The organism is Vibrio maerlii (genome assembly GCF_003415655.1).
GTDB classification, from domain to species: Bacteria; Pseudomonadota; Gammaproteobacteria; order Enterobacterales; family Vibrionaceae; genus Vibrio; species Vibrio maerlii.
In genome coordinates this window covers 113,985-137,906 of record NZ_QRHC01000004.1, presented here as the reverse complement: position 1 = coordinate 137,906, position 23,922 = coordinate 113,985, and the positions used below count along the sequence as shown (strand labels likewise).

Sequence of the window (23,922 nt, the reverse complement as noted above, 5' to 3'; positions counted from 1 at the left end):
GTTAGCGCCATGTTAGTTAATAACGTGAATACAACGAGTTAGTAATAATCATTAAAATCAGCAGCGATTTTCATCCCTAACTCATTGATTGAATTCACTATAGATTTCATGCCCTCGCTTAAAAGCGGGGTCAAAAAACAAAAATAGCAAACGATTACGTCAGGCGTAATTTCGGTACATTGGAGATAAATTGATGGATATGACACTAAAATTCACTGAGAGCCATGAGTGGGTAAAAGACAACGGTGACGGCACTGTAACTCTTGGTATTTCTGAGCACGCACAAGAGATGCTAGGTGATGTTGTGTTTGTTGACCTACCAGAAGTTGAAGACGAAATCGAAGCTGGCGAAAGCTTCTCTCTAGTAGAATCGGTTAAAGCTGCATCAGACATCTACGCTCCAATCACTGGTGAAATTGTAGAAATCAACGAAGAGCTAGAAGACAGCCCAGAGCTTATCAACGAAGAACCTTATGAAGGTGGTTGGATTGCTAAAGTGAAACTTGCCGACGCATCTGAACTTGATAACCTCAAGTCTGCTGAAGATTACCTTGCGAGCGTTGAGGAAGATTAATCATCACGCTTGATAAATACTGCCCTACGGGGCAGTTTTGCGTTTTAAGAGTCAGTTAAGAATAATCAAATAATTCATAAACTTAGCTGTTTGGGTACTCACCCCAATAATTAAAGTAAAGCCAGATAATATTATGAACAAGTCAAACACCAGCTTATTGGAGCAACTAGGAACTCAAAACGAGTTTGTTGCGCGCCACAACGGTCCTAACCTAGCGGATCAAGACAAAATGCTAAAGACACTTGGGGTTGCCTCTCTGAGTGAGCTTATCGAGCAGACAGTACCACAACAGATTCGTTTAGAAGCACCACTTACGCTTGATGCTCCAAAGAGTGAAGCGGACATGCTAGAGGCAATGAAAGTGTTCGCGTCGAAGAACCAAGTGAAACGCACGTTCATCGGTCAAGGTTACTACAACACATTTACGCCGAATGTGATTCTACGTAACGTGCTAGAGAACCCAGGATGGTACACAGCTTATACGCCTTACCAACCAGAGATCTCGCAAGGTCGCCTTGAAGCTCTGCTCAACTACCAACAAATGGTCATGGACCTAACGGGTATGGAAATCGCTAATGCTTCTCTTCTTGATGAAGCAACTGCAGCGGCAGAAGCGATGACGCTATGTAAACGCGCAGGTAAGAGCAAGAGTAAGGTCTTCTTCGTTGCCGATGACGTTCACCCACAAACACTAGAAGTAGTGAAAACTCGTGCCCAATACATTGGTTTTGAAGTGTTAGTCGACTCACTAGAATCACTACCAACTCATGACGTATTTGGTGCTCTGATTCAATACCCTGGCACTACCGGTGAAGTTCGCGATCTGACTGATGTCATTGCGAAAGCGCAAGCAAACAAAACACTGGTAACCGTTGCAACTGATCTGCTGGCTTCTGCTCTACTTAAGCCTGCGGGTGAAATGGGTGCAGACGTAGTGATTGGCTCAGCACAACGCTTCGGTGTTCCTGTTGGTTATGGCGGTCCACATGCTGCGTTCATGGCAACACGTGACAAACATAAGCGCACGATGCCTGGTCGTGTTATCGGTGTTTCTATCGATACCAATGGCAATCAAGCACTACGCATGGCAATGCAGACTCGTGAGCAACACATTCGCCGCGAGAAAGCGACGTCAAACATCTGTACTGCTCAAGCACTGCTAGCAAACATGGCTGCTTTCTATGCTGTCTTCCATGGCTCTGAAGGTCTACGTACTATTGCTCGCCGTACTCATCACATGACGGCAATCCTAGCAGCAGGCTTGAACAAGTCGGGTTATGAGTTGGCTCATAACAGCTTCTTCGACACAATCACAATTAACACGGGCGATGCCACGAACTCTCTGTACGAGAAAGCACAAGCCGTTGATATCAACCTACGTAAGTTCGACAACCAGCTAGGCGTCAGCTTCGATGAAACCACAACGGTTGAAGATATTAATGTACTTTTCTCTGTATTCGGTATTAAAGAGAGTGCGACTGAGCTGTCTTCAGATATCGCAACAAATGAGTTTGCGGCGATCCCAGAAACTTGTCGTCGTGAGTCAGATTTCCTAACTCACCCAGTATTCAATACTCATCACAGCGAAACGCAAATGATGCGTTACCTAAAGCAGCTTGAGAACAAAGACTTCTCGCTGACACACGGTATGATCCCACTGGGCAGCTGTACGATGAAGTTGAACGCAGCTGCTGAGATGATTCCAGTGACTTGGCCCGAATTTGGTGCGATTCACCCATTCGCACCTCTAGAACAAGCCGCAGGCTACACAGCACTTGCTGAGGATCTAAAAACGAAGCTTTGTGAAATCACAGGCTATGATGATTTCTCCCTCCAGCCTAACTCAGGTGCTTCGGGCGAATACGCAGGTCTTATTGCAATTCAGCGCTACCACGAAAGCCGTGGCGAAGCTCACCGTAACGTTTGTTTGATCCCAAGCTCTGCGCACGGTACAAACCCTGCAACTGCATCTATGGTTTCCATGAAGGTTGTTGTGGTGAAGTGTGATGAAGATGGCAACATCGACATGGCAGACCTTGCTGCGAAGATTGAAAAACATCGCGACAACCTTTCAAGCATCATGATTACCTACCCTTCAACACACGGCGTGTACGAAGAGCAGGTGAAAGAGGTGTGCGAAATGGTTCATGAAGCAGGTGGGCAAGTCTACCTAGACGGCGCAAACATGAACGCTCAGGTTGGTCTAACGTCTCCAGGCTTTATCGGCTCAGACGTTTCGCACCTTAACCTACACAAAACGTTCTGTATCCCACACGGTGGTGGTGGCCCAGGTATGGGGCCTATCGGTGTGAAATCTCACCTAGCACCTTTCCTACCTGGCCATATTGAAAATGGCGTACAAGGTAACGATTACGCAGTTTCAGCTGCTGATCTTGGTAGTGCTTCTATCTTACCTATCTCTTGGGCGTATATCGCAATGATGGGTGAAGCAGGTCTAACCAACGCAACAGAAGTTGCCATCCTAAACGCAAACTATGTGATGGAAAAACTACTGCCGCACTACCCTGTTCTTTACCGTGGTACAAACGGCCGCGTGGCACACGAATGTATTATCGACATTCGTCCACTGAAAGAAGAAACAGGCATCAGCGAAGAAGACATCGCTAAGCGCCTAATGGACTACGGTTTCCACGCGCCAACCATGTCGTTCCCAGTTGCAGGTACACTGATGATTGAACCAACTGAATCAGAAGATTTAGAAGAGCTCGATCGTTTCTGTGAAGCAATGATCGCTATCCGTCATGAGATGACCGCAGTGAAAGAAGGTGAATGGCCACTAGACAACAACCCTCTAGTGAATGCACCACATACACAAGTGGATCTATCTGCTGATGAATGGAACCGCCCTTACTCTCGCGAGCTTGGCTGCTTCCCATCAAAAGCGACTAAGATTTGGAAATACTGGCCAACGGTGAACCGTGTAGACAACGTATACGGTGACCGTAACCTAATCTGCTCTTGTCCGAGCATCGATAACTACGAAGATTAATGTTTGTAGAGTCTAAATAGACAAAGGCGAACCGGTTGGTTCGCCTTTCTTTTATGTTAAGGTTTGTTGACCTAGCTTAATTTAGGTCCCTAATATCTGCATCGGTAGCGACAACAAGGCATCCCCACTTGATGCGAAAAAGGCAATGATCGCAATAAGCCCAACCACTAATCCTACATACCAAATGGCTGAGATAACTTGTCCATAGCGATCAAGGGGAAGCAAATGACTATGATGTCTACCACGCCACTCCATGACGATTTCTAATGTGCCCATCACAAGCAAAAATCCAAACAGCGTTAAACCAAGTGAGTAACTTAGTACCACCCCTCCCAAAGCCGCAGCAGTACAGATAACGATCCCGGCGATACTGTTCATCGAGAAACTGATACTTTTCAGAACGTGTCCGCCGTCAAGGGGCAATATAGGGAGTAAATTGAATAGGTTTAAAAATGCGTTAAATACAGCAAGACCAGCAAAGAATACTTCATCGGTGGCAACATATACCCCAAGCAGTATGAGTGAGAGAATAAAGCCAAACATTGGCCCCATAATCGAAATCACCACATCTTGCCATCGCGTGTTTATTTTCTCATCACTTAACGCTAATCCACCAAGAAATGGCACCAGATAGATACCTTTGGTTTTCATACCAAAGTACTTCATGGCTTTTACATGACCATACTCATGTACGACAAGACACAGAATCAAAGCGAGGGCGAATTCTATAGAGAAAAGCCATGAGTATGCAGCGACACTGGCAGAAGCCAAAGCAACCTTGATAACTTTGGCACTCTTTAGCGCCTTCATACCCAGTGATACCAACCCTATTAGGCTGAAGCGCTTTTCAGGTTCTGGTTTTTTGTAGGGTGTTTGTTGCTCAATGTCTTTGCTACCACGGCGTCCTTCATTGATCACTTCATCATTGACAGACGCGACGTACCTGAGTTCAAAGGGTTGCCACTCGAGTTCAGCATGTAACTTACATTCGAGAGTCTGTTCTCCCGCCATTAGAGTGAACACATGTTGATGATTCGAACCTCGCTCGCTATCCGCATCAAGTTGGGATACCAATTGATTGTCCCAAAATAATTGCTGCCAGCCAGCTAGTGAACCTTCCAAGCGCAAAGGCTTGCCCAAAAACTCGATCGAAAGAAGTTCCAACTCTTACCCTATCCATAAAACGTTATAACGATTAGCGTGATTATGCCTAGGTGACATAATAAGTTAAAGGTCTAAACATTCACGACTCAACCGTTGGCAAAAGATCACTTGAGGTTAAACATTCTCGACTGGTATCAAATCGTTCCTAGACTTGTCGCTCTATAGCCAAAATTGAAAACTTCCTTTTAATTCGGACCATAAAGTGGATAATAGCGCGCGTAAATAAACCCTAAACAATGTGAGTCCATTATGTCTGTTGAAGCTACTATGCTCGAACGCTGCGAATCTAAATGTGAACTGTGTGCTGCTGACGCACCTCTAACCGGTTATGCGGTTCCTCCACACGGTCACGTAACTGTAGATAACGGCATTATGGTGTGTGACAAGTGTCTAGGTGAGATTGAAGACCCTAAAGACATCAACCACTGGCGTTGTCTAAACGACAGCATGTGGAGCCAAGTCCCAGGTGTTCAGGTGACAGCATGGCGTCAACTTACTCGTCTTAACTCTGAGTCATGGGCTCAAGATGCGCTAGACATGATGTACATGGAAGAAGAAACACTAAACTGGGCAATGAAAGGGATGTCTGCTGACGACAAACCATTCGATTGCAACGGTGTTGAACTGAAAAAAGGTGACGACGTAACTGTAATCAAAGACCTGCCTGTTAAAGGTACTAACCAAGTAATCAAACAAGGCACTGTTATCCGTGGCATCAGCATCGGCGACGACCCTAAGCTGGTTTCAGGTAAGGCAAACGGCGGCCAATCTATGTACGTTATCGCTGAGTACTGCCGCAAGAAGTAAGCTTCTCACAATTCATACCTGATTCAAATAGCCCACGTAATGTGGGCTATTTTTATTTCAGAGCTTTACTATGTTTTTGTAAACCTTACAATTGGCGCAAATAAATTTTTCAAGGTTATTCCTATGTCTATTCAATGGTTCCCAGGCCACATGCACAAGGCACAGAAGGAGATTGCAGAGTCAATCCCTCAAATTGATGTCATCATCGAAGTACTTGATGCTCGTATTCCTTTCAGTAGTGAGAACCCAATGATCTCGCAACTCAAAGGTGATAAGCCGGTTGTTAAGGTGCTGAACAAGCGAGATCTTGCGGACCCTGAGCTGACTCAACTTTGGATTGAACACCTTGAGAAAGAGCAAAGTGTCAAAGCCATTGCAATTACTACTTCTAATCCACAAGAAGTTCAGCAGATCATGGAAACTGTTCGCTCGCTGGCACCAAACCGCGAAGCGATTGGCAAAAATATTCGTACCATGATCATGGGTATCCCAAACGTTGGGAAATCTACTATTATCAACTCACTAGCAGGCCGTACTATCGCCGTAACAGGTAACCAACCTGCGGTAACACGACGTCAGCAACGCATTAACCTACAGAATGGTGTCGTTCTATCCGACACTCCTGGAATTTTATGGCCTAAAGTAGAGAACCCACACAGCGGTTTCCGCCTTGCAGCAACCGGTGCGGTAAAAGATACCGCGATGGAATACGATGAAGTTGCTTTCTACACGGTTGAGTATCTCGCAAAACAATACCCAGATTTACTGAAAGCGCGCTACCAAATCGAAGAGCTCCCAGACAACGATATCGAGTTGATGGAAGCAATTGGACGTAAGCGTGGTGCACTTCGTTCTGGTGGTCATGTCGATCTACATAAATGTTCAGAAATCCTACTACACGAACTTCGTAGTGGCACACTCGGTAAGGTCACGCTTGAACTGCCAGAGATGATCACTCAAGAGTTGGTTGAAGTTGAGATAGAAGCTACCCGTAAAGCCGAAGAAAAAGCGAAGAAGAAAGAAGAGCGTCGCAAGCGCTACTTGCGTAACAAGCGCTAATCAAATTTTTAACAAAACCAAAATTATAAATGCCCTGACATTTTCGAATGCAGGGCATTTTTTATAGTTTCTCGCTAATATTGACTTCCTTACCTACACTAAATGAATGAAAATTAATGGATATTATCTGTGGAGCTTTAACTCTACACCACGTAAAATTAATGTTATTTTTTTATGACTAAGATATGATCGCCTGTAACTTATGATATTGCATTCGCTATTGATAAGTTTAATAATGGTTAAATTCAGGACGATATACCTATTATTTATTAGTTAAGGAGTTGCTTGTGATAACGGCAGGTAACAAGACGAAGTTCTCTATCCGAGTAACTGTGGGCGGCATGTTCGTTGTAGCAACGATTCTCACTGCAACCATCGCGATTTTCCTTCAATATTACTTCACTAAAGAGCTAGCAAAGGAGCATATCCTGTCTCGCTATGCTGGCGCTTCCACAACGATCACCGAATACATCAATAAACTTGATTATGATGCAAGTTACACAACGGAGCTGTTTGCGAAAATAGCCCAGCAGCACTATAGCCAATCTGATGATAACCAAGCTCTTGCCAAAGTGTTCGCCGAAGCCCTTCGTGCCAACAACAACCTGTATGGCATGTACGTTGGCAAAGAAAATGATGATTTTTTCCAACTTATCAACCTAAATGCCTCAATCTTATTGAGAGACCGAATTGGAGCGACTCACGAAGACAGATGGGCACTTGTTACTCATACAGATATCAAACAACAAAGGACGAAAACGACCTACTACCTGAGCGATGATTTTGCTGTACGAAAAGTAGAGCAAGAACCAAGTAACTATTACCCAACGCAGCGCCCTTGGTACGATATCGATGAAGATGGCCAAGTAAGCAAAACCGAACCTTACCTGTTCGCCAATCTTAAGATAACGGGACAAACCTACTCAATGTCCATCCCTGAGCACAAAGCAGTGATTGGGGTTGATATCGTGCTCTCTTCCATATCTTCTAACTTTGCAGAAAACGTGAAGGTCAATAATGGCAATGGAAAAGCAGAAGCCTATTTGTTCTCAGCAAGTGGTGAAATCGTGGCTTCAAACCAGACTTTAGAAGCCTCTGTTGAAATCCCTCAAGGGACACCTCTAGACCTAACTAAAGTGCAGCAGGGTATTATTGATAAGGCTCGTAGCCTAAAGGTTTCAAACCAGAATGATTGGGCGCCGATAGATTTTACTTTAGCCGGGGAGCCTAAAGGCTATGCCATCGATTTACTCAACATCATTCAAGAGTCCTCTGGACTCAATTTTGAATATATCAACGGTCGCAGTTGGAGCGAGCTAGTTTCGGATTACAGAGAAGGGACTATCGATATCCTGCATTCCATTCAACAGCATGGACACAATCAAGATCTTGGTGCTTTTTCCCGCCCTATTTATGAACTGCCTTTTGGCTTAGTAACACTGAACAATACAGACGTGGTATCTAACCTGCGTGATTGGGATGGTAAAACACTCGGTATGCTCGACGGTTGGTCAATCATTCCTAAACTACTTGAACTCTATCCAGACATCGAGCTCAAGACCTACCCTAGCCTACACTTAGCCTTTACTGCTTTGGAAAAGGGTGAAGTTGAGGGAGTTCTAGAAACTGACGCAATCTTAAAGCATAAGCTCGCTCAAACATTTCATGAAAAGTTTAAGCTTCAACCTCGTTTGGATGATATCAACAACGTCTTCCCTAGCTCATTTTACTTAGTTATGAATGAGGTTGATTCAGATATAGTGTCTATCATTGACCTTGCTCTCAACAACATCACACTTGAACAAAGGCAAGCCTTACATCAGAAGTGGTTAGAAGCAGAGTTTGGCAAGCCAAGTGCGGCCTTTTCTGCGACGGTCCCATATAAAAACTTAGTACAGATTGCTCGCAACCCCGAACAACACAACCAATTGCATCTCGTTCAATTAGGTGGCATCCCACAATACATGTATGTCTCTATGGTGGGTAAAGCGGGTGGAATCCAAGAGTACTTTGCTGTAGTAGTTTCCGAAGAAGTGGTAATAAGTGGTGTTAAAGAAAAAGTTGTCACCTCTATATTTATCACTGCTGGTTTGATGTTCCTTCTGTTACCTATAGCTTGGTTATTCGGTACCCCTATCGTGAGACCAATTACACGGCTGCAGGACGAAACGCTCAAGATCAAAAACCGTCAATACGACGACGTAGAATATGTTGATACACCTATCAAGGAAATATGGGAGCTCTCTTCTTCTATCTATCGCATGTCTTTAGATATTAAGAACCATGAAAAGGCTCAGGAAGAGTTCATTGAGGCCATCATTAAATTGATTGCAGAAGCGATCGATGACAAATCACCCTACACTGCTGGTCACTGTAACCGCGTACCTGAGATCGGCATCATGCTTGCTGAAGCAGTAGAAGCAGTAAATGAGGGCAAATTTAAAAACTTTAAATTTGCCAACAATGATGAACGTCGTGAGTTCCGCATCGCTGCTTGGTTACACGATTGCGGAAAGATCACCATCCCAGAACACATCATCGATAAAGGCAGTAAGTTAGAAGCTAATTACAACAGAATCCATGAAGTTCGTATGCGTTTTGAAGTGCTTTGGCGAGATGCAGAGATCGAGGCATTGAAACAACTCACCTCGAAAGTCGAAGATCCTGCACGCATTCAAGCAGAACTCGAAAACAAACAAGCTAAACTTCACGAAGATTTTGCGTTTATTGCCACAGCAAACGTTGGTGGTGAGTTTATGAGTGATGACAAGGTAGCTCGAATCAAAGAGCTTGCTACTCAAACATGGACTCGTCATTTCGATGACCGTTTGGGGCTATCTCCTGCAGAAGACCTAGCTATCACGGTGCCTTCAGCACCTTTACCTGCACAAGAGCAACTTCTGTCTGATCGCCCAGAACACATCATCCCAAGAACACACAGCACCGATTATGACCCTAAACTGAACATCAAAATGACCGTTCCTGAGCACATGTATAACCAAGGTGAAGTTTACAATTTGACTATTGCTCGAGGTACGCTTACCACCGAAGACCGATTTAAGATCAATGAGCACATGATCAGTGGTATCAAGATGTTAGAGAGCCTACCCTTCCCGAAAGAATTGAGTCGTGTGCCGCGTTATGCGTCCACCCACCATGAAACTTTAAAAGGAACAGGCTATCCTCGTAAGCTAACAGGGGATGACCTTTCGATACCAGAACGTATCCTTGTGATTGCTGATATTTTTGAAGCGCTAACGGCCGCCGATCGACCTTACAAAAAGGCGAAGCCATTAAGTGTCGCAATCGACATTATGTACAAAATGGCGCTCGATGAACACTTTGACATGGATCTATTTAGACTTTTCTTAACCAGTGGAACACACCTAAGGTATGCCAAAGAATACTTGCCTGAGTCTCAGATAGACTCAGTTGATATCAACAAGTACTTATAACAATGATAAACGCCCACTGATTGTGGGCACACTTTCAGTTGGAGCAGGGATGAAACAGAAAGTTTCGATTAGGGTCACCGTTGGCGGCATGTTTATTGTCGCGACAATACTGACTGCAGCTATAGCGATCGGTTTGCAGTATTATTTTACCAAACAGATGGTAAAAGAGCATGTGCTATCTAGATATAAAGTCTCTTCAACCGCTATCACAGATTACATCAATAAACTCGATTTTGACGCGTCATATACCACGTCATTACTCACAAGAGTCGCTCATCAATTTTCCGATGAACGTTCTCAAGAAAAGCTGTTGCCAATCTTCACGCAGGCACTCTCGTCAAATAATCAGCTTTATAGTGCGTACATTGGTGGTGAGAACGAAGACTTTTACCAACTGATCAATCTTCATTCTTCCAATTTGGTTAGAGAACGCATCGGAGCACTGCGCTCAGATCGTTGGGTCGTTGTTAAACACATCGAGCTTGAGGGTGAACGCCAGCAAGTGACCGAATACTATGATGCGGAACTCAACTTACGTGCAAGCAGAAGTGAACCTAGTAATTACTTCCCTACACAGCGTCCGTGGTTTGCCAAAGCAAAAGTCGGTGAGATTTATCAAACAGAACCTTACCTATTCCAAAACCTCAAAGTAAACGGTCAAACGTACTCACAACGTATTCCAAATAGTAATGGAGTTTTAGGTGTAGATATTGTTCTATCGTCGATTACGTCTAAGATTGGAGATAATACGCGTGTCAACGAAGGTTCTCGTATTGCTAAAGCATACCTCTTCGACAAAAACGGCGAAATCATTGCAACCAATCAGACGACTGAAGCTTCTGTTGACATTCCTAACGGACCGACTCTTGCCTTAGACGATGAGCAAAAACAACTGATAGCAGAGACCCAACCTTTAAAAGTATCCAACCAAAATGATTGGGATCCCATCGATTTTACCCAGTCAGGGTTACCCAAAGGTTACGCTATCGACTTACTAAATATTGTCTCTCAATCAACCGGACTCAAGTTTGAATACATCAATGGACGCACTTGGAACCAATTATTCGCCGATTATGAAGCTGGCAAAATTGATATGTTGCAATCTCTTCAACAACATCAAAACTATGCATCATTAGGGCTTTACTCAGAGCCAATGTATCAGCTCCCTTTCGGGTTGCTTACACCTAAAGGCCAACCAGCTGTTAAATCATTAGACGACTGGAACGGTAAAAAGTTAGCAATGTTGGAAGGATGGTCCATTCTAGAAACCATCAAGCAAGAATACCCTCAATTTGAGATCGTCACTTTTGATTCGTTATATCAAGCCTTCATCGCAATACACTCTGGAGAGGTTGACGGGATTCTCGATAGCGCAGCTATCTTAAGGCACAAAATTGCGCAGAACTTCTATGATGGCTTTGAGCTTAATGTACCTTTGAATGACCTTGCATCTCGCTACCCTCCTAGCTTCCATTTAGTGATGAAGCAAGATGCTGCACCTCTAATTGAAATCATAAACTTGGCATTAGCTAATATCTCAGAGGAGCAGAAAGCAGCATTGAAAAGTAAGTGGTTCGAAGCAGAGGCAGGACGTCCAAGTGCAGCCTTCTCAACCACAGTACCATATAAAGAAGTACTAGAGCTTTCTCGTGACAGTACTCAACATAATGTATTACACAATCTAAAGATAGATGGACAATCTCAATATCTTTTTGTGACTAAAGTCGGTCACCAATCAAGTATCGAAGAATACTTTGCCGTTATCATTCCTGAGTCTTTAATAACAAGTGCAGTACATGACAAGCTCGTTACTTCGATCGTCATTACAACGGTAATGATGGCTTGCTTACTACCACTTGCTTGGATTTTTGGATCGCCGATTGTGAACCCAATTAGCTTAATTCGCCAAGAAACATTGAAGATAAAAGAGCGACGCTATAGCGAATTACAACCAGTTGATACACAAATAAAAGAGCTTTGGGAGCTTTCCACATCAATCAATCAAATGGCTACTCAAATTCGAGAACATGAAGTTGCTCAAGAAGAGTTCATCGAAGCCATTATCAAGTTGATTGCGGAAGCAATCGACGAAAAATCACCATATACAGGGGGGCACTGTCACCGAGTTCCAAAGTTAGGCATTATGCTCGCAGAAGCAGTTGAAGCTTCAACCGAAGGTAAGTTTAAAGACTTTCAATTTGCTAACCAAGATGAAAGACGTGAGTTCAGGATTGCTGCATGGCTGCATGATTGTGGCAAGATCACTACTCCTGAACACATCATAGACAAAGGCAGTAAGCTTGAAGCCAATTATAACCGCATTAACGAAGTCCGAATGAGATTTGAGGTTCTATGGCGCGATGCAGAAATAGATATGCTCAAGGCGCTACAAGCCAACTCAGGCAATGAGCAAGAGTTAAAAGCCAAGCTTGACTCTGTTCGCAACCAACTTGTTGAAGATTTTACTTTTATCGCTAATGCTAACGTCGGTGGTGAGTTCATGAGCGACGACAAGATTGAACGCATTCAAACGCTCGCGAAAACGACCTGGGTTCGCCACTTTGATGACCGCTTAGGTCTATCGCCAGCGGAAGATTTAGCGATAACGGCTCCTTCCACTCCGGTACCCGCGGTGGAACAGCTTCTAACCGACAAACCAGAGCATATTATACCTCGCCAAAGAAATACGGATTACGACCCTACCTTTGGTATCAAAATGGATGTGCCAGAGCATCAATACAACCAAGGGGAGGTTTATAACCTTACAGTGCGTCGTGGTACCTTGACCAATGAAGACCGCTTCAAGATCAATGAGCATATTATTAGCACCATCAAAATGCTGGAAAGTCTCCCCTTCCCTAGTGAGTTGAAACGCGTACCTCGTTATGCATCAACACACCATGAAACACTCAAAGGTACGGGTTATCCAAGGAAACTAGCTGGTGATGAGCTATCCATCCCTGAACGTATTCTCGTTATCTCAGATATATTCGAAGCGTTAACCGCGTCTGATAGACCATACAAAAAAGCTAAGCCTATCAGCATTGCAATAGACATCATGTACAAGATGGCGCTAGATGAGCATTTCGATATCGATCTGTTCCGCTTGTTCCTAACCAGCGGAACTTACTTACGCTATGCGAAGGCCTATCTACCTGAAAGACAAATTGACGAAGTTGAGATAGAGAAATACCTAGAGAGCTAGAGAGCTAGAGAGCTAGAGAGCTAGAGAGCTAGAGAGCTAGAGAGCTAGAGAATTATAATAAAAAACCGCTGCTCAAAAAGCAGCGGTTTTATTATTGTTCTAGAACACTAGGTGTCAGGGTATGCTTTACTTAATCTCACCATAGCGTTCTAAGTAAAGCACCGTCGCAGCCGTACGTGATGATACTTGAAGCTTCTTGAGCAGACTCTTCATATGAACCTTGACTGTCGACTCTGAAATAAACAGACGGTCAGCAATCTGCTTATTGCGGAACCCTTTCGCTACTTCTTGCAGGATTTGCGTTTCACGTTCCGTTAGGAAATCAAACACGTCTTCGTTCTCTTCGCGGTTCTTGAGGTATTTAGCGACAACAGAACTGTATGTCTTGTCACCTGTTTGCGCTTTCTTTAGAAGCTCAATGAGCTCATCAGGCTCTGTATCTTTAAGTAGATAACCATCTGCTTCTGCTTTCACTAGCGCTTCAATATCTGCTGGGCTATCAGATACAGTCAAGATAACGATATTAGCTTCGCAATCATCCGCTCTTAATGCTTTGAGTGTATCTAGACCTGACATTCCCTTCATATTAAGATCGAGCAAGATCAAATCCGGTTCTAGCTCGTGAGCCATCGCGACAGCATCAGCACCATTACTTGCTTCACCAACGACTTCAAATTCTTCTTCGAAACTTAGCAGTTGGCTGATTCCACGTCTCATTAGTGGATGATCGTCCACCAGCATTACATTGCATTTCGTCAAAATTAATATTCCTTAATATTCGTAAAGGATAGCTTTATCGTGCAGCCCTTACCCACTTCTGAATCGATGAGTAACTGGCCGTTGAGCCTTGCTGCACGCTCTTGCATGATAGACATGCCATAATGATTTAATTTACTCGTTTCTGATTTAAACCCTTCACCATCATCTCGAATTGTTACTTCAATATCATGGTCCTTGGTCAAACAAGTGATTTCAATTTTTGTCGCATCTGAATGCTTAATCGCGTTAATCGTTGCTTCACGAATAAGCTGCAACATGTGGACTTGCTGGTGTGCATCCAAATCCACAGATGAAAGTTCGTTATTAAGCACAATGCGCGCTTGAGTACGTTCATTCAGCTGCTTTAACATTTCAGTGAGAGCACTACCGAAGCTGCCCTCTTTTATCGTTAACCGAAAGGTAGTTAGCAGCTCTCTCAATTGAGTGTATGCCCCAACTAAGCCTTCTTCAATGTCTTTAACTATTGCATCAGATTTTTTACGATTATTCTCATCAGGCTCTTTTGCGATCAAGCGCTTGAGAAGAGAAACTTGGATTTTCAGATAAGAAAGCGACTGAGCCAATGAGTCATGTAATTCTCTTGCAATTGTAGCTCGTTCTTCCATCAATATAAGTTGCTCAGTTTGTCGCTGTGCTTGATTGTAGTAAACAGCTCTTGAGAGTATTTGAATGAAGTTATCGATCAACGCGGGATCAGGACACGGTAAACCCGCTTTCCAATGGAAGTTACCAAGAACCACCCCGTCTAACTGCAGCGGCTTAGTATTGCACTCTGATGTACAATTACCTAAGCATTGATCACCCGCAGCAAGCACCAATGGATAATCATCTTCTTCATTGACTTCAAGTTTAACCGCAACGATACCTTCTAAGCTGGCAATCTGGTTCAGTATATTTTGGAAGTTCTCGACATTCATTCTTGTTGCTGAGAGCTCTTGAGAGGACTTGTAGAGTACTTCCAACGATTTATTCGCTTGCTGCAACTTCGCTGTCTTCTCATTCACAGCGGATTCAAGTCCTCGGTATAGTTGGCCAAGGTCCTTCGCCATCTGATTGAAGGTGTTGGTTAAAACACCCATTTCATTATGACTTTCAACGTTTAAATCAACATCAAAAGAGTGGTTTTGGATTTGCTCACTTGCTAAAACCAAAGAGTTAAGAGGCTTGATAATTTGACGTCTGACAAAATGTACAACGTATATTGCACACAGCAGTATGCCTCCCAGACCAAGACCCCCAACCCAAGAAAGGATGATGGTTTTCTTCTCTGAGTATTGCTGAAGCTTGAATACAAACTCGTCTATTTGACTTACAAAGTCTGCAACCATCAACAAGTATTGGGAATTGTCGTCGCTTTGAAGAACCTTTTTCAGCTCTCCCCAGCGCTTAATGATGCCCTGATAATCTTCAATAATATCATCTGGTACAGACCAACGTTGCAATGTTGTCAGTGCTGGTGTGTAAAGAGACTCTTCAAATTGCTCTATGTGAAGAGAAAAATCAGCATCGTTACTGTTTATGTCATGCGCTAAACGGTAGCTTTGCATCCTCATTGAACCAGAAACATTGACCGCTTCAGCGTCGCTTAGGCTCGATGAAAGAGTAATCACGGCGAAGCTAAAAGTCGTAATCGCTAATAGGAGTATCAGACCTAGCGCTTTGGCTACCGTCTGAATCACTGAACTCGATGTTTTCTGCTTCAAAATCAATCACTCAACCCTGTCGTTAACATATTTACACTCGCCACCACACTTTTTTACAACTATAATAAACAAAAACACAACAAACACTTAACAATAATAATTAATATCATTCATAAGTAGTTTCTTACGTGTGTTATAGGTAAATTTCGAGTTGATATATTTGAACACAATTGAGCAACAAAGTGTGAACTTCGATAGCTTAATTTATTGATCCAAAACAATTTCACACCCCAATTACCCCGTTGGGGGTATTTAACCAAAAATGTCAAAAACTACAATTTGCGTATAGGTTCATTGCAGAATATGAATAAAGTTTAAAAGTTGTATCAATTAAGAACCTATGAGAAGTGATGACCATGCTTGATGTATCTAAACGCCGTCTATTTTCGAGAAAAAAAGTTGATGAATCCGCACTTAGGCTGCCTTGGCTAAAAGGCACGCAAGAGTTCATCGACGGGTGCACTCGATGTCAGAAGTGTATCGAAGCGTGTGAGACTCAAATTATTAAAAATGGTGACGGTGGCTTTCCAACCGTCGACTTCTCTAAAAACGAATGTACGTTTTGTTATCAGTGTGCAGAAGCGTGCCCTGAGGCACTCTTTCTTCCTCAAGATGCAGCACCTTGGTCAGCAAAAGCAAACATTACCGATGCTTGCTTAGCCAAGAATAACGTCGAATGTCGTAGCTGTGGTGATATGTGTGACACCATGGCGATAAAGTTTCAACTTCGGGTAGGCAGCAGTGCCCTGCCCAAAATTGAGTTGGATGATTGCACAGGATGCGGTGCTTGCGTGGCGCCTTGTCCAACCAATGCAATCCAAGTAAGCAATGTTTAAGCGACAATTAGCAAGGCTAATATGTCGCTTTTGGGCTATATAGTATCTGTAGAGAAATCTAGCAAGAATATGAATACGGTCCGCATACAAAAACAAATTAAACATAATAACGAGAGTATCGTATGGCACTAAATGAAGTGCATATTTCAAGTTTAGTCGTGCATGTAACACCAGAGCACATGGCGGAAGTGAAAGCGCAAATCGAAACGTATGACAACGCAGAGATCTACGGTGATAGCCCAGAAGGCAAGATCATCGTTGTGCTTGAAACAGAAAACCAAGGTTTTGTAACAGACACGATTGACGCGATTAATAACATTCCGAATGTACTGAATACGGCTTTGGTTTTTCACCAAATCGAAACGGATTTAGATGACGAAGACACTGGAACCAACAATTCTCAACTTGAGGGTGAAGTATGAAAATGACAAGACGTGCGTTTGTGAAAGCAAACGCGGCTGCATCAGCGGCGGCGGTAGCAGGGGTAACACTCCCGGCTTCAGCAGCTAACCTGATTGCGAGCTCAGACCAAACTAAAATCACGTGGGACAAGGCGCCTTGTCGTTTTTGTGGTACAGGCTGTTCAGTACTAGTAGGTACTCAAAACGGTAAAGTGGTTGCGACTCAAGGTGACCCTGAAGCACCAGTAAACAAAGGCCTTAACTGTATTAAAGGCTACTTCCTGTCTAAGATCATGTACGGTAAAGACCGTCTTGAAACACCGCTTCTTCGTATGAAAGATGGCAAGTACCATAAAGACGGCGAGTTTACTCCTGTTTCTTGGGACGTTGCTTTCGATACGATGGCAGATAAGTGGAAAACAGCGCTTAAGGACAAAGGTCCAACTTCTGTCGGTATGTTTGGCTCGGGCCAATGGACTGTAATGGAAGGTTATGCTGCTGCGAAAATGATGAAAGCCGGCCTACGTTCAAACAACATTGACCCTAACGCACGTCACTGTATGGCTTCTGCTGTAGTTGGCTTTATGCGTACATTTGGTATCGATGAACCAATGGGTTGTTACGATGACTTCGAGAACGCAGACTCTTTCGTTCTTTGGGGTTCAAACATGGCAGAAATGCACCCAGTTCTTTGGACTCGTATTACTGACCGTCGTCTAAGCCACCCACACGTTAAAGTAAACGTACTGTCTACATACTACCATCGTTCATTTGAACTTGCTGACCAAGGCTACATCTTCGAACCTCAGTCTGACCTTGCGATCGCTAACTTCATCGCAAACTACATCATTGAAAACGATGCAGTGAACTGGGACTTCGTTAACAAGCATACGAACTTCAAGCAAGCAACAACTGATATCGGTTACGGTCTACGTGACGATGATCCACTACAAAAAGCAGCAGCAAACCCGAACTCTGGCGATATGACGTCAATCAACTTCGAAGAGTACAAGGCATCTGTTGCACCTTACACAGTAGAGAAAGCATCTGAACTTTCTGGTGTTGAACCAGAGAAACTGATTGAGCTTGCTAAGCAATACGCAGATCCAGATACGAAAGTAATGTCTCTATGGACTATGGGTATGAACCAACATACTCGTGGTGTATGGATGAACAGCCTTGTTTACAACATCCACCTATTAACGGGTAAGATTGCGACTCCGGGTAACAGCCCATTCTCGCTAACTGGTCAACCTTCAGCGTGTGGTACGGCTCGTGAGGTAGGTACATTTGCTCACCGTCTACCTGCAGACATGGTGGTAATGAACCCTAAACACCGTAAGATCGCAGAAGGCATCTGGAACATCCCTGATGGTGTTATCCCACCAAAACCAGGTTACCACGCTGTTCTTCAAGACCGCATGTTAAAAGACAGTAAGCTGAATGCTTACTGGGTAATGTGTAACAACAACATGCAAGCTGGTCCAAACATCAACCAAGAGCGTCTACCAGGTTACCGTAACCCAGACAACTTTGTTGTATGTTCAGACCCATACCCAACTGCAACAGCGCAAGCAGCCGACCTTATCCTTCCGACAGCAATGTGGATTGAGAAAGAAGGTGCTTACGGTAACGCTGAGCGTCGTACTCAAGCATGGTACCAACAAGTTGAAACGGTAGGTGAAGCGAAGTCTGACCTATGGCAAATCATGGAGTTCTCCAAGCGCTTCAAGATGGAAGAAGTTTGGACTGAAGAACAGCTAGCGGCAGCGCCACAATGGCGCGGCAAGACCATGTACGAAATGCTTTTCGAAAATGGTCAAGTGAACAAATTCCCTCTAGAAGAAGCTCGTGAGCTTAACGATGATGCAAAAGCAGCGGGTTTCTACATTCAGAAAGGTCTGTTCGAAGAATACGCTGCGTTCGGTCGCGACCACGGTCACGATCTTGCACCATACGATGTTTACCACACAGTACGTGGCCTACGTTGGCCTGTTGTTGATGGCAAAGAGACACTATGGCGTTACAAAGAAGGCTCAGATCCATATGCGAAAGCAGGTTCAGGTTGGGACTTCTACGGTAAACCAGATGGTAAAGCATTGATCATCTCTGCTCCTTACGAAGCGCCACCAGAAGTGCCTGATTCAGAATTCGACATGTGGCTATGTACAGGCCGTGTTCTTGAGCACTGGCACACAGGTACAATGACACGTCGTGTTCCTGAGCTCTACAAAGCGGTTCCTGATGCTGTTGTTTACATGCACCCAGAAGATGCGAAAGCGAAAAATGTACGTCGCGGTGAAGAGGTTCTTATCTCTAACAAACGTGGTGAAGTTCGTGTTCGTGTTGAAACTCGTGGCCGTAACCGCCCACCTCAAGGCTTGGTATTCGTACCGTTCTTTGATGCTCGCATCCTGATCAACAAACTGATTCTAGATGCTACCGATCCGCTTTCTAAGCAGACGGACTTTAAGAAGTGTCCTGTTAAGATCACTAAGATCGCATAAGCAGAGTGTTTGGGCTGCCGGTAACGGCAGCCTACATTGAGAATTTAAGCCTTTTTGGCGGAGAATGTAGAATGAAAAAATTCCTAATTGCACTGATGTCTGTAGGTGCGCTGATTGCTGGTGCAGCACAAGCTGAACTAGACAACCCAGGCGGTATTGGCGGCGTTGAGTCACTTCGTGGTGGAAGCCAACTCGAAGATACTCGTCCTGCTGATTCATTTAAGAAATACCCTCGTGAACAAACTGTTCAAGACAGCTACGTTTACCAACCACCGTTGATCCCTCATAGCATTCGTAGTTATGAAGTATCTTTGAATGCGAACAAATGTCTTGCTTGTCACAGCTGGAAAAACGCAAAAGATATGGGCGCGACTAAGATCAGTGTAACGCACTACATCAACCGTGAAGATGCTGTACTAGCAGATATGTCACCTCGTCGTTACTTCTGTCTACAATGTCACGTTCCTCAAGCTGATGCACAACCGCTAATCGAAAACAACTTTGAAGCTGTTGACTCACTTAAGCGTTAATCGATAAGAGGCGACATATGAAATTACTTAAAACGTTTTGGAAAAGGCTGTCTACGCCAAGTAAAGCAGCAGCAGGTATCCTGTTGTTTATGGGCTTTGCTGGTGGTCTGCTTTTCTGGGGCGCGTTCAACACCGGTATGGAAGCGACCAACACAGAAGAGTTCTGTTCTGGCTGTCACGCTCCTATCGTAGCGGAAATTCAAGAGACTATTCACTACTCTAACCGCTCTGGTGTACGTGCTATCTGTTCTGACTGTCACGTTCCACATGAATGGACAGACAAAATTGTTCGTAAGGTTCAGGCTTCAAAAGAGCTTTGGGCGCACTTTGTGACCAAGACTATCGATACTCCTGAAAAATTCCGTGAGCGCCGCCACCACTTGGCTGAGCGTGAGTGGGCTCGATTGAAAAAGAACGACTCTCTTGAGTGTCGTAACTGTCATGAGTTCGAATTCATGGATTTCTCAGAACAAAGTTCGCGTAGTGCTAAGCAACACTCAACCGCACTAGCATCTGGTGAAAAAACTTGTGTAGATTGTCATAAAGGTATTGCCCATAAGCTACCTGACATGCACGGTGTTGAAGGTTGGTAACAGAGGAGCTGTAGAATGAGTCAATTAGAAAGCATCATTTGGCATATCCTTGGTTACAGTGCTATGCCCTTTATCATCCTGTCTGGTTTCGCCACTGTAGCTGCAGTTTCGCTATGGTTGCTATCTCTAGGCAAAGATAAAAACATCGACTAACCAATGAGTTAATCCAGGTTTGCAAACTATCCTAAGCCACTCTTTTGAGTGGCTTTTTTATTACCTCTAAATGAGTAGTACACTCTTTATACTTTTCACCAATATTTGTGCGACTCACATCACGTTTTTATTCCAATACTGGTTAAACACTGATATCATAAGTTTTCATATTACTTAAAAACATAAAATATATTGGCTAGTAATTATGCATAAAGAAATGGTTTTCAAAGGCTTAAGCGTTTCACATTGTTCAGAAGATATCCGAAACAAGTTATCTTCTGTTCTGCAACACGTAGAAAAGTTCGGTTCAGTTAGTGAGCTGCAACTTTGTAAAATCTTTGGCGAAACTATCTGGAATGATGGTGAGGCATACCATTCACATTCAGTCTCATTCAAGATCACTCAAGAAACTTCTCAACCACAAGTTTCCCAATTGATTCTGCACTGATACTGAGATGTCATGGAAAACAAAAGCGGCAACCCTAAGGGTTGCCGTTTTTGTTTATAGGCGCTATGTTGCCGCTCTACTACGCCCGCTATGGATTAATCGAATAGATATCTAGTGCGAGGTGCCCTTCTGCCTTAAAGAGTGAAATTGCCTCTTCTCGGCTGTTTGCATAAACTTCAAAAGGGACAATCGCTTTGCCATCAAAGTACATAATGACATAGCGATCTTCGAGCTGCTCCATCGGTATTGCTGACATAACACTTCCTCAAGCAAATCTCTGATTAACTTTATGCAATTTTAATACCATAGCGTACTGTATGTTTTGTATACATAAACAATTGTTCCATAAAAGCTAATGTGCGGTTTGATTAAAACAACGAATAGATCTGGGTTATCTTATTGCTAGCAGCAGACCACGCATTCGCGTAGACTTTTATACCTAACTAGAATTACACCGCTTAAGTAGGCCTTTGTGAATTTTGCGCTTCTGTCAGTCTTTATCCCCACTTTCTTTTTCGTTTCTATCACTCCAGGTATGTGTATGACACTTGCGCTTAGCCTAGGCATGAGCGTCGGTTACCGTCGTACATTATGGATGATGCTGGGTGAGCTTATAGGTGTTGCGTTAGTCTCTATTGCATCCGTTATCGGTATCGCTGCGGTTATGCTCAACTACCCTACTCTGTTTGTCGTGTTCAAAGGTCTAGGAGCAAGCTATCTAGCCTATATTGGCATTCAGATGTGGCGTTCTAAAGGCAAATTGGCACTATCTGCTGACAATGAGATACAAGATGCAGGAAGTAACTGGAACCTAATCGCACAAGGATTTATAACAGCCATCGCAAACCCCAAAGGCTGGGCGTTTATGATTTCGCTTCTTCCACCTTTTATTGACCAATCTAGATCCTTGCCTCCACAACTGATCGTATTGATTTCCATCATTCTGATCTCTGAGTTCGTCTGTATGACGCTTTATGCTACAGGTGGTAAAGGTCTTAAAAAACTATTGGGACAAGCAGGCAACGTGCAAAGAATGAATAAGATCGCTGGTACTTTAATGCTAGGTGTAGCGGTTTGGTTATTAATGTCTTAAATGAGAAAGGTCAGCAACATTGCTGACCTTTTGAATCTTTCAATTAGAGCTTAACGGCACCTTTGTCTACGAACAAAGTATTACCAGTACACATCTCAGCCATTAAGCAGGCTGTTGTTGCAAACGCGCAACTGGCTTGTCGTTAATCGGTAAGTGAATCAAAGAAGCAGCAAACGCTAATACGACGGTTGACCACCAAATCGGTTCATAAGAGCCATAGTAATCGTAAATACGACCGCCCGCCCATGCACCTAAGAAGCTGCCTACTTGGTGAGTAAAGAATACTAAGCCATATAACGTTGATAGATACTTAGCGCCGAAGATCTGTCGAACAAGGCCAGAGGTCAGTGGCACAGTACCTAACCATACGAAACCAATCGCACCACCAAACAACGCTGCTGTATGCTCAGTGATTGGCAACATAACGAAGCCAGCAATCACGATTGTACGAATGAGATAAAGCGCAGACATCACATGACGCTTGTTAAAACGGTCACCCATAACACCCCAGAAGTACGAGCCGAAGATATTGAAGATACCAACGTACGCAAGCGCCATAGCCGCACTTGACGCTGGCAAGTTCTTATCCGCTAAGTAACTTGGTAGGTGTGTCGCAATGAACATTACGTGGAAGCCACACACAAAGAAACCAGCATGGATCAACCAATAACCTTTGTGAGAGAACGCTTCTTTTAGCGCTTGTTTCAACGTTTGCTCTTGCTCTGCCACTTGATTAACTTGAGAAGTGTTAGCCTTCGCTGTTTTCATAAACAGAGCAAAGACAATCATCAAGCAACATAGAATCGCAAACACTTGTAGCGCAGACTGCCAACCAAAATCAGCCAAGAGCATTTGTGCACCAGGGATCATGGCAAACATACCAAATGAACCTGCTGCGGTAGTTAAACCAAACGCTTTTGCTGCGTGTTCTGCAGGCACTACCTTAGCGACAGCACCAAGCACGATAACGTAGCTCGTACAACTCAAACCAAGACCAACAAGCGCTCCTAGAGATAAGTACAGCATGCTCGGCTCGACAGCAATTGAGGTTAGGTACAAGCCGAGGCCATAGGCGATAGAGCCAAGGATAATAATACGCTTCGCGCCCCACTTATCCGCCGCCATTCCAACAAATGGCTGGAATGCACCAAATAGTAGGTTTTGTAAAGCAATCGCAAAACTGAAAAACTCGCGACCCGTTTGGAAGTGCTCAGAGATAGGCATCATAAAAATGCCGAAAGACTGACGTACACCTAAACACATGATGAGGATTGAAATACCAATCCAAACAATAGGTGGAAATCGAAAAATGCTCATAGTTCGCCTTAATGATGATGGTGATGTTTATGATGAGAATGCATGGAATGCTCTTCCATGGTTTGGTGACAACCACTGTCGATGGCTTGTTCGGCTAACAACTTCAATAAAGAAGGTGAATTATGCACAGCAACGAGCGATAGCGTCAGTAACAGCGCCATTCTCATGAGTTGAGCGAATAGAGATTGTGAAAACATAAAAGGGTTCTCTCAACTAGGTTTGTTTCGGAAAACTTGGTTCGTTTCTAGAAAGCGCGAAGTTTAGAGAGCAGAATGAAGAGAGACAAG

At 43.8% G+C, this 23,922-nt stretch carries 20 protein-coding genes; 14 read left to right on the top strand and 6 right to left on the bottom strand.

Annotated elements, in window-relative coordinates; all coding sequences use genetic code 11:
- The first annotated feature begins 193 nt into the window (after positions 1-193).
- On the top strand, positions 194-574 hold the full coding sequence (gene gcvH, locus DPF91_RS08110; protein WP_117233912.1) for a glycine cleavage system protein GcvH: 381 nt from the start codon (positions 194-196) through the stop codon (positions 572-574).
- A 133-nt stretch (positions 575-707) separates the two neighbouring features.
- On the top strand, positions 708-3,584 hold the full coding sequence (gene gcvP / locus DPF91_RS08105; RefSeq protein WP_117233911.1) for an aminomethyl-transferring glycine dehydrogenase: 2,877 nt from the start codon (positions 708-710) through the stop codon (positions 3,582-3,584).
- A gap of 81 nt (positions 3,585-3,665) precedes the next feature.
- Here gcvP and DPF91_RS08100 read toward each other — a convergent pair whose 3' ends face one another.
- On the bottom strand, positions 3,666-4,748 hold the full coding sequence (locus tag DPF91_RS08100) for a site-2 protease family protein (RefSeq protein WP_117233910.1): 1,083 nt from the start codon (positions 4,746-4,748) through the stop codon (positions 3,666-3,668).
- Between the two features lie 249 nt (positions 4,749-4,997).
- Here DPF91_RS08100 and DPF91_RS08095 point away from each other — a divergent pair, with 249 nt between their 5' ends.
- From DPF91_RS08095 to DPF91_RS08080, 4 genes are all read left to right on the top strand, one after another.
- The gene (locus tag DPF91_RS08095; RefSeq protein ID WP_117233909.1) at positions 4,998-5,555 is read left to right on the top strand and encodes a PhnA domain-containing protein; all 558 of its coding nucleotides are present in this window, start codon (positions 4,998-5,000) and stop codon (positions 5,553-5,555) included.
- A gap of 123 nt (positions 5,556-5,678) precedes the next feature.
- Positions 5,679-6,614, top strand: coding sequence for a ribosome biogenesis GTPase YlqF (gene ylqF, locus DPF91_RS08090; protein WP_117233908.1), 936 nt, complete (start codon positions 5,679-5,681; stop codon positions 6,612-6,614).
- Positions 6,615-6,955: 341 nt separating this feature from the next.
- Entirely contained in the window at positions 6,956-10,069 is a 3,114-nt protein-coding gene (locus DPF91_RS08085; protein ID WP_117234213.1) for an HD domain-containing phosphohydrolase, read from the top strand.
- Between the two features lie 49 nt (positions 10,070-10,118).
- Entirely contained in the window at positions 10,119-13,274 is a 3,156-nt protein-coding gene (locus DPF91_RS08080; RefSeq protein ID WP_117233907.1) for an HD domain-containing phosphohydrolase, read from the top strand.
- Between the two features lie 126 nt (positions 13,275-13,400).
- Here DPF91_RS08080 and DPF91_RS08075 read toward each other — a convergent pair whose 3' ends face one another.
- Together DPF91_RS08075 and narQ are read right to left on the bottom strand one after the other, a co-directional pair.
- On the bottom strand, positions 13,401-14,033 hold the full coding sequence (locus DPF91_RS08075) for a response regulator (RefSeq protein ID WP_164684086.1): 633 nt from the start codon (positions 14,031-14,033) through the stop codon (positions 13,401-13,403).
- 2 nt (positions 14,034-14,035) lie between these two features.
- The gene (narQ, locus tag DPF91_RS08070; protein ID WP_117234212.1) at positions 14,036-15,757 is read right to left on the bottom strand and encodes a nitrate/nitrite two-component system sensor histidine kinase NarQ; all 1,722 of its coding nucleotides are present in this window, start codon (positions 15,755-15,757) and stop codon (positions 14,036-14,038) included.
- Between the two features lie 356 nt (positions 15,758-16,113).
- On the opposite strand from narQ, the gene napF reads away from it, so the two are divergent.
- The 7 genes from napF (at position 16,114) to DPF91_RS08035 (ending at position 21,225) form a co-directional block, all read left to right on the top strand.
- Entirely contained in the window at positions 16,114-16,593 is a 480-nt protein-coding gene (napF, locus tag DPF91_RS08065) for a ferredoxin-type protein NapF (RefSeq protein ID WP_117234211.1), read from the top strand.
- A 122-nt stretch (positions 16,594-16,715) separates the two neighbouring features.
- The gene (locus DPF91_RS08060; protein ID WP_117233905.1) at positions 16,716-17,015 is read left to right on the top strand and encodes a chaperone NapD; all 300 of its coding nucleotides are present in this window, start codon (positions 16,716-16,718) and stop codon (positions 17,013-17,015) included.
- Entirely contained in the window at positions 17,012-19,501 is a 2,490-nt protein-coding gene (napA, locus tag DPF91_RS08055) for a periplasmic nitrate reductase subunit alpha (protein ID WP_117233904.1), read from the top strand. The genes DPF91_RS08060 and napA overlap by 4 nt, the downstream gene beginning before the upstream one ends.
- A gap of 71 nt (positions 19,502-19,572) precedes the next feature.
- Complete coding sequence (locus tag DPF91_RS08050) at positions 19,573-20,031, top strand: nitrate reductase cytochrome c-type subunit (protein ID WP_117233903.1); 459 nt, start codon at positions 19,573-19,575, stop codon at positions 20,029-20,031.
- Positions 20,032-20,048: 17 nt separating this feature from the next.
- Positions 20,049-20,624: a NapC/NirT family cytochrome c gene (locus tag DPF91_RS08045; protein WP_117233902.1), complete on the top strand. Its 576-nt coding sequence runs from the start codon at positions 20,049-20,051 to the stop codon at positions 20,622-20,624.
- 15 nt (positions 20,625-20,639) lie between these two features.
- A complete protein-coding gene (locus DPF91_RS08040; RefSeq protein WP_117233901.1) occupies positions 20,640-20,777 on the top strand; it encodes a TIGR02808 family protein in 138 nt (45 codons plus the stop codon).
- A gap of 205 nt (positions 20,778-20,982) precedes the next feature.
- Complete coding sequence (locus tag DPF91_RS08035) at positions 20,983-21,225, top strand: hypothetical protein (protein WP_117233900.1); 243 nt, start codon at positions 20,983-20,985, stop codon at positions 21,223-21,225.
- An 88-nt stretch (positions 21,226-21,313) separates the two neighbouring features.
- Here the strand turns inward: DPF91_RS08035 and DPF91_RS22040 are convergent, their stop codons facing one another.
- The gene (locus DPF91_RS22040; protein ID WP_164684084.1) at positions 21,314-21,481 is read right to left on the bottom strand and encodes a hypothetical protein; all 168 of its coding nucleotides are present in this window, start codon (positions 21,479-21,481) and stop codon (positions 21,314-21,316) included.
- Positions 21,482-21,697: 216 nt separating this feature from the next.
- Here DPF91_RS22040 and DPF91_RS08030 point away from each other — a divergent pair, with 216 nt between their 5' ends.
- Entirely contained in the window at positions 21,698-22,318 is a 621-nt protein-coding gene (locus tag DPF91_RS08030; protein ID WP_117233899.1) for a LysE family translocator, read from the top strand.
- A 102-nt stretch (positions 22,319-22,420) separates the two neighbouring features.
- Here DPF91_RS08030 and DPF91_RS08025 read toward each other — a convergent pair whose 3' ends face one another.
- The gene (locus tag DPF91_RS08025; RefSeq protein WP_117233898.1) at positions 22,421-23,635 is read right to left on the bottom strand and encodes an MFS transporter; all 1,215 of its coding nucleotides are present in this window, start codon (positions 23,633-23,635) and stop codon (positions 22,421-22,423) included.
- An 8-nt stretch (positions 23,636-23,643) separates the two neighbouring features.
- Positions 23,644-23,832, bottom strand: coding sequence for a hypothetical protein (locus DPF91_RS08020; protein WP_117233897.1), 189 nt, complete (start codon positions 23,830-23,832; stop codon positions 23,644-23,646).
- Positions 23,833-23,922: the final 90 nt, after the last annotated feature.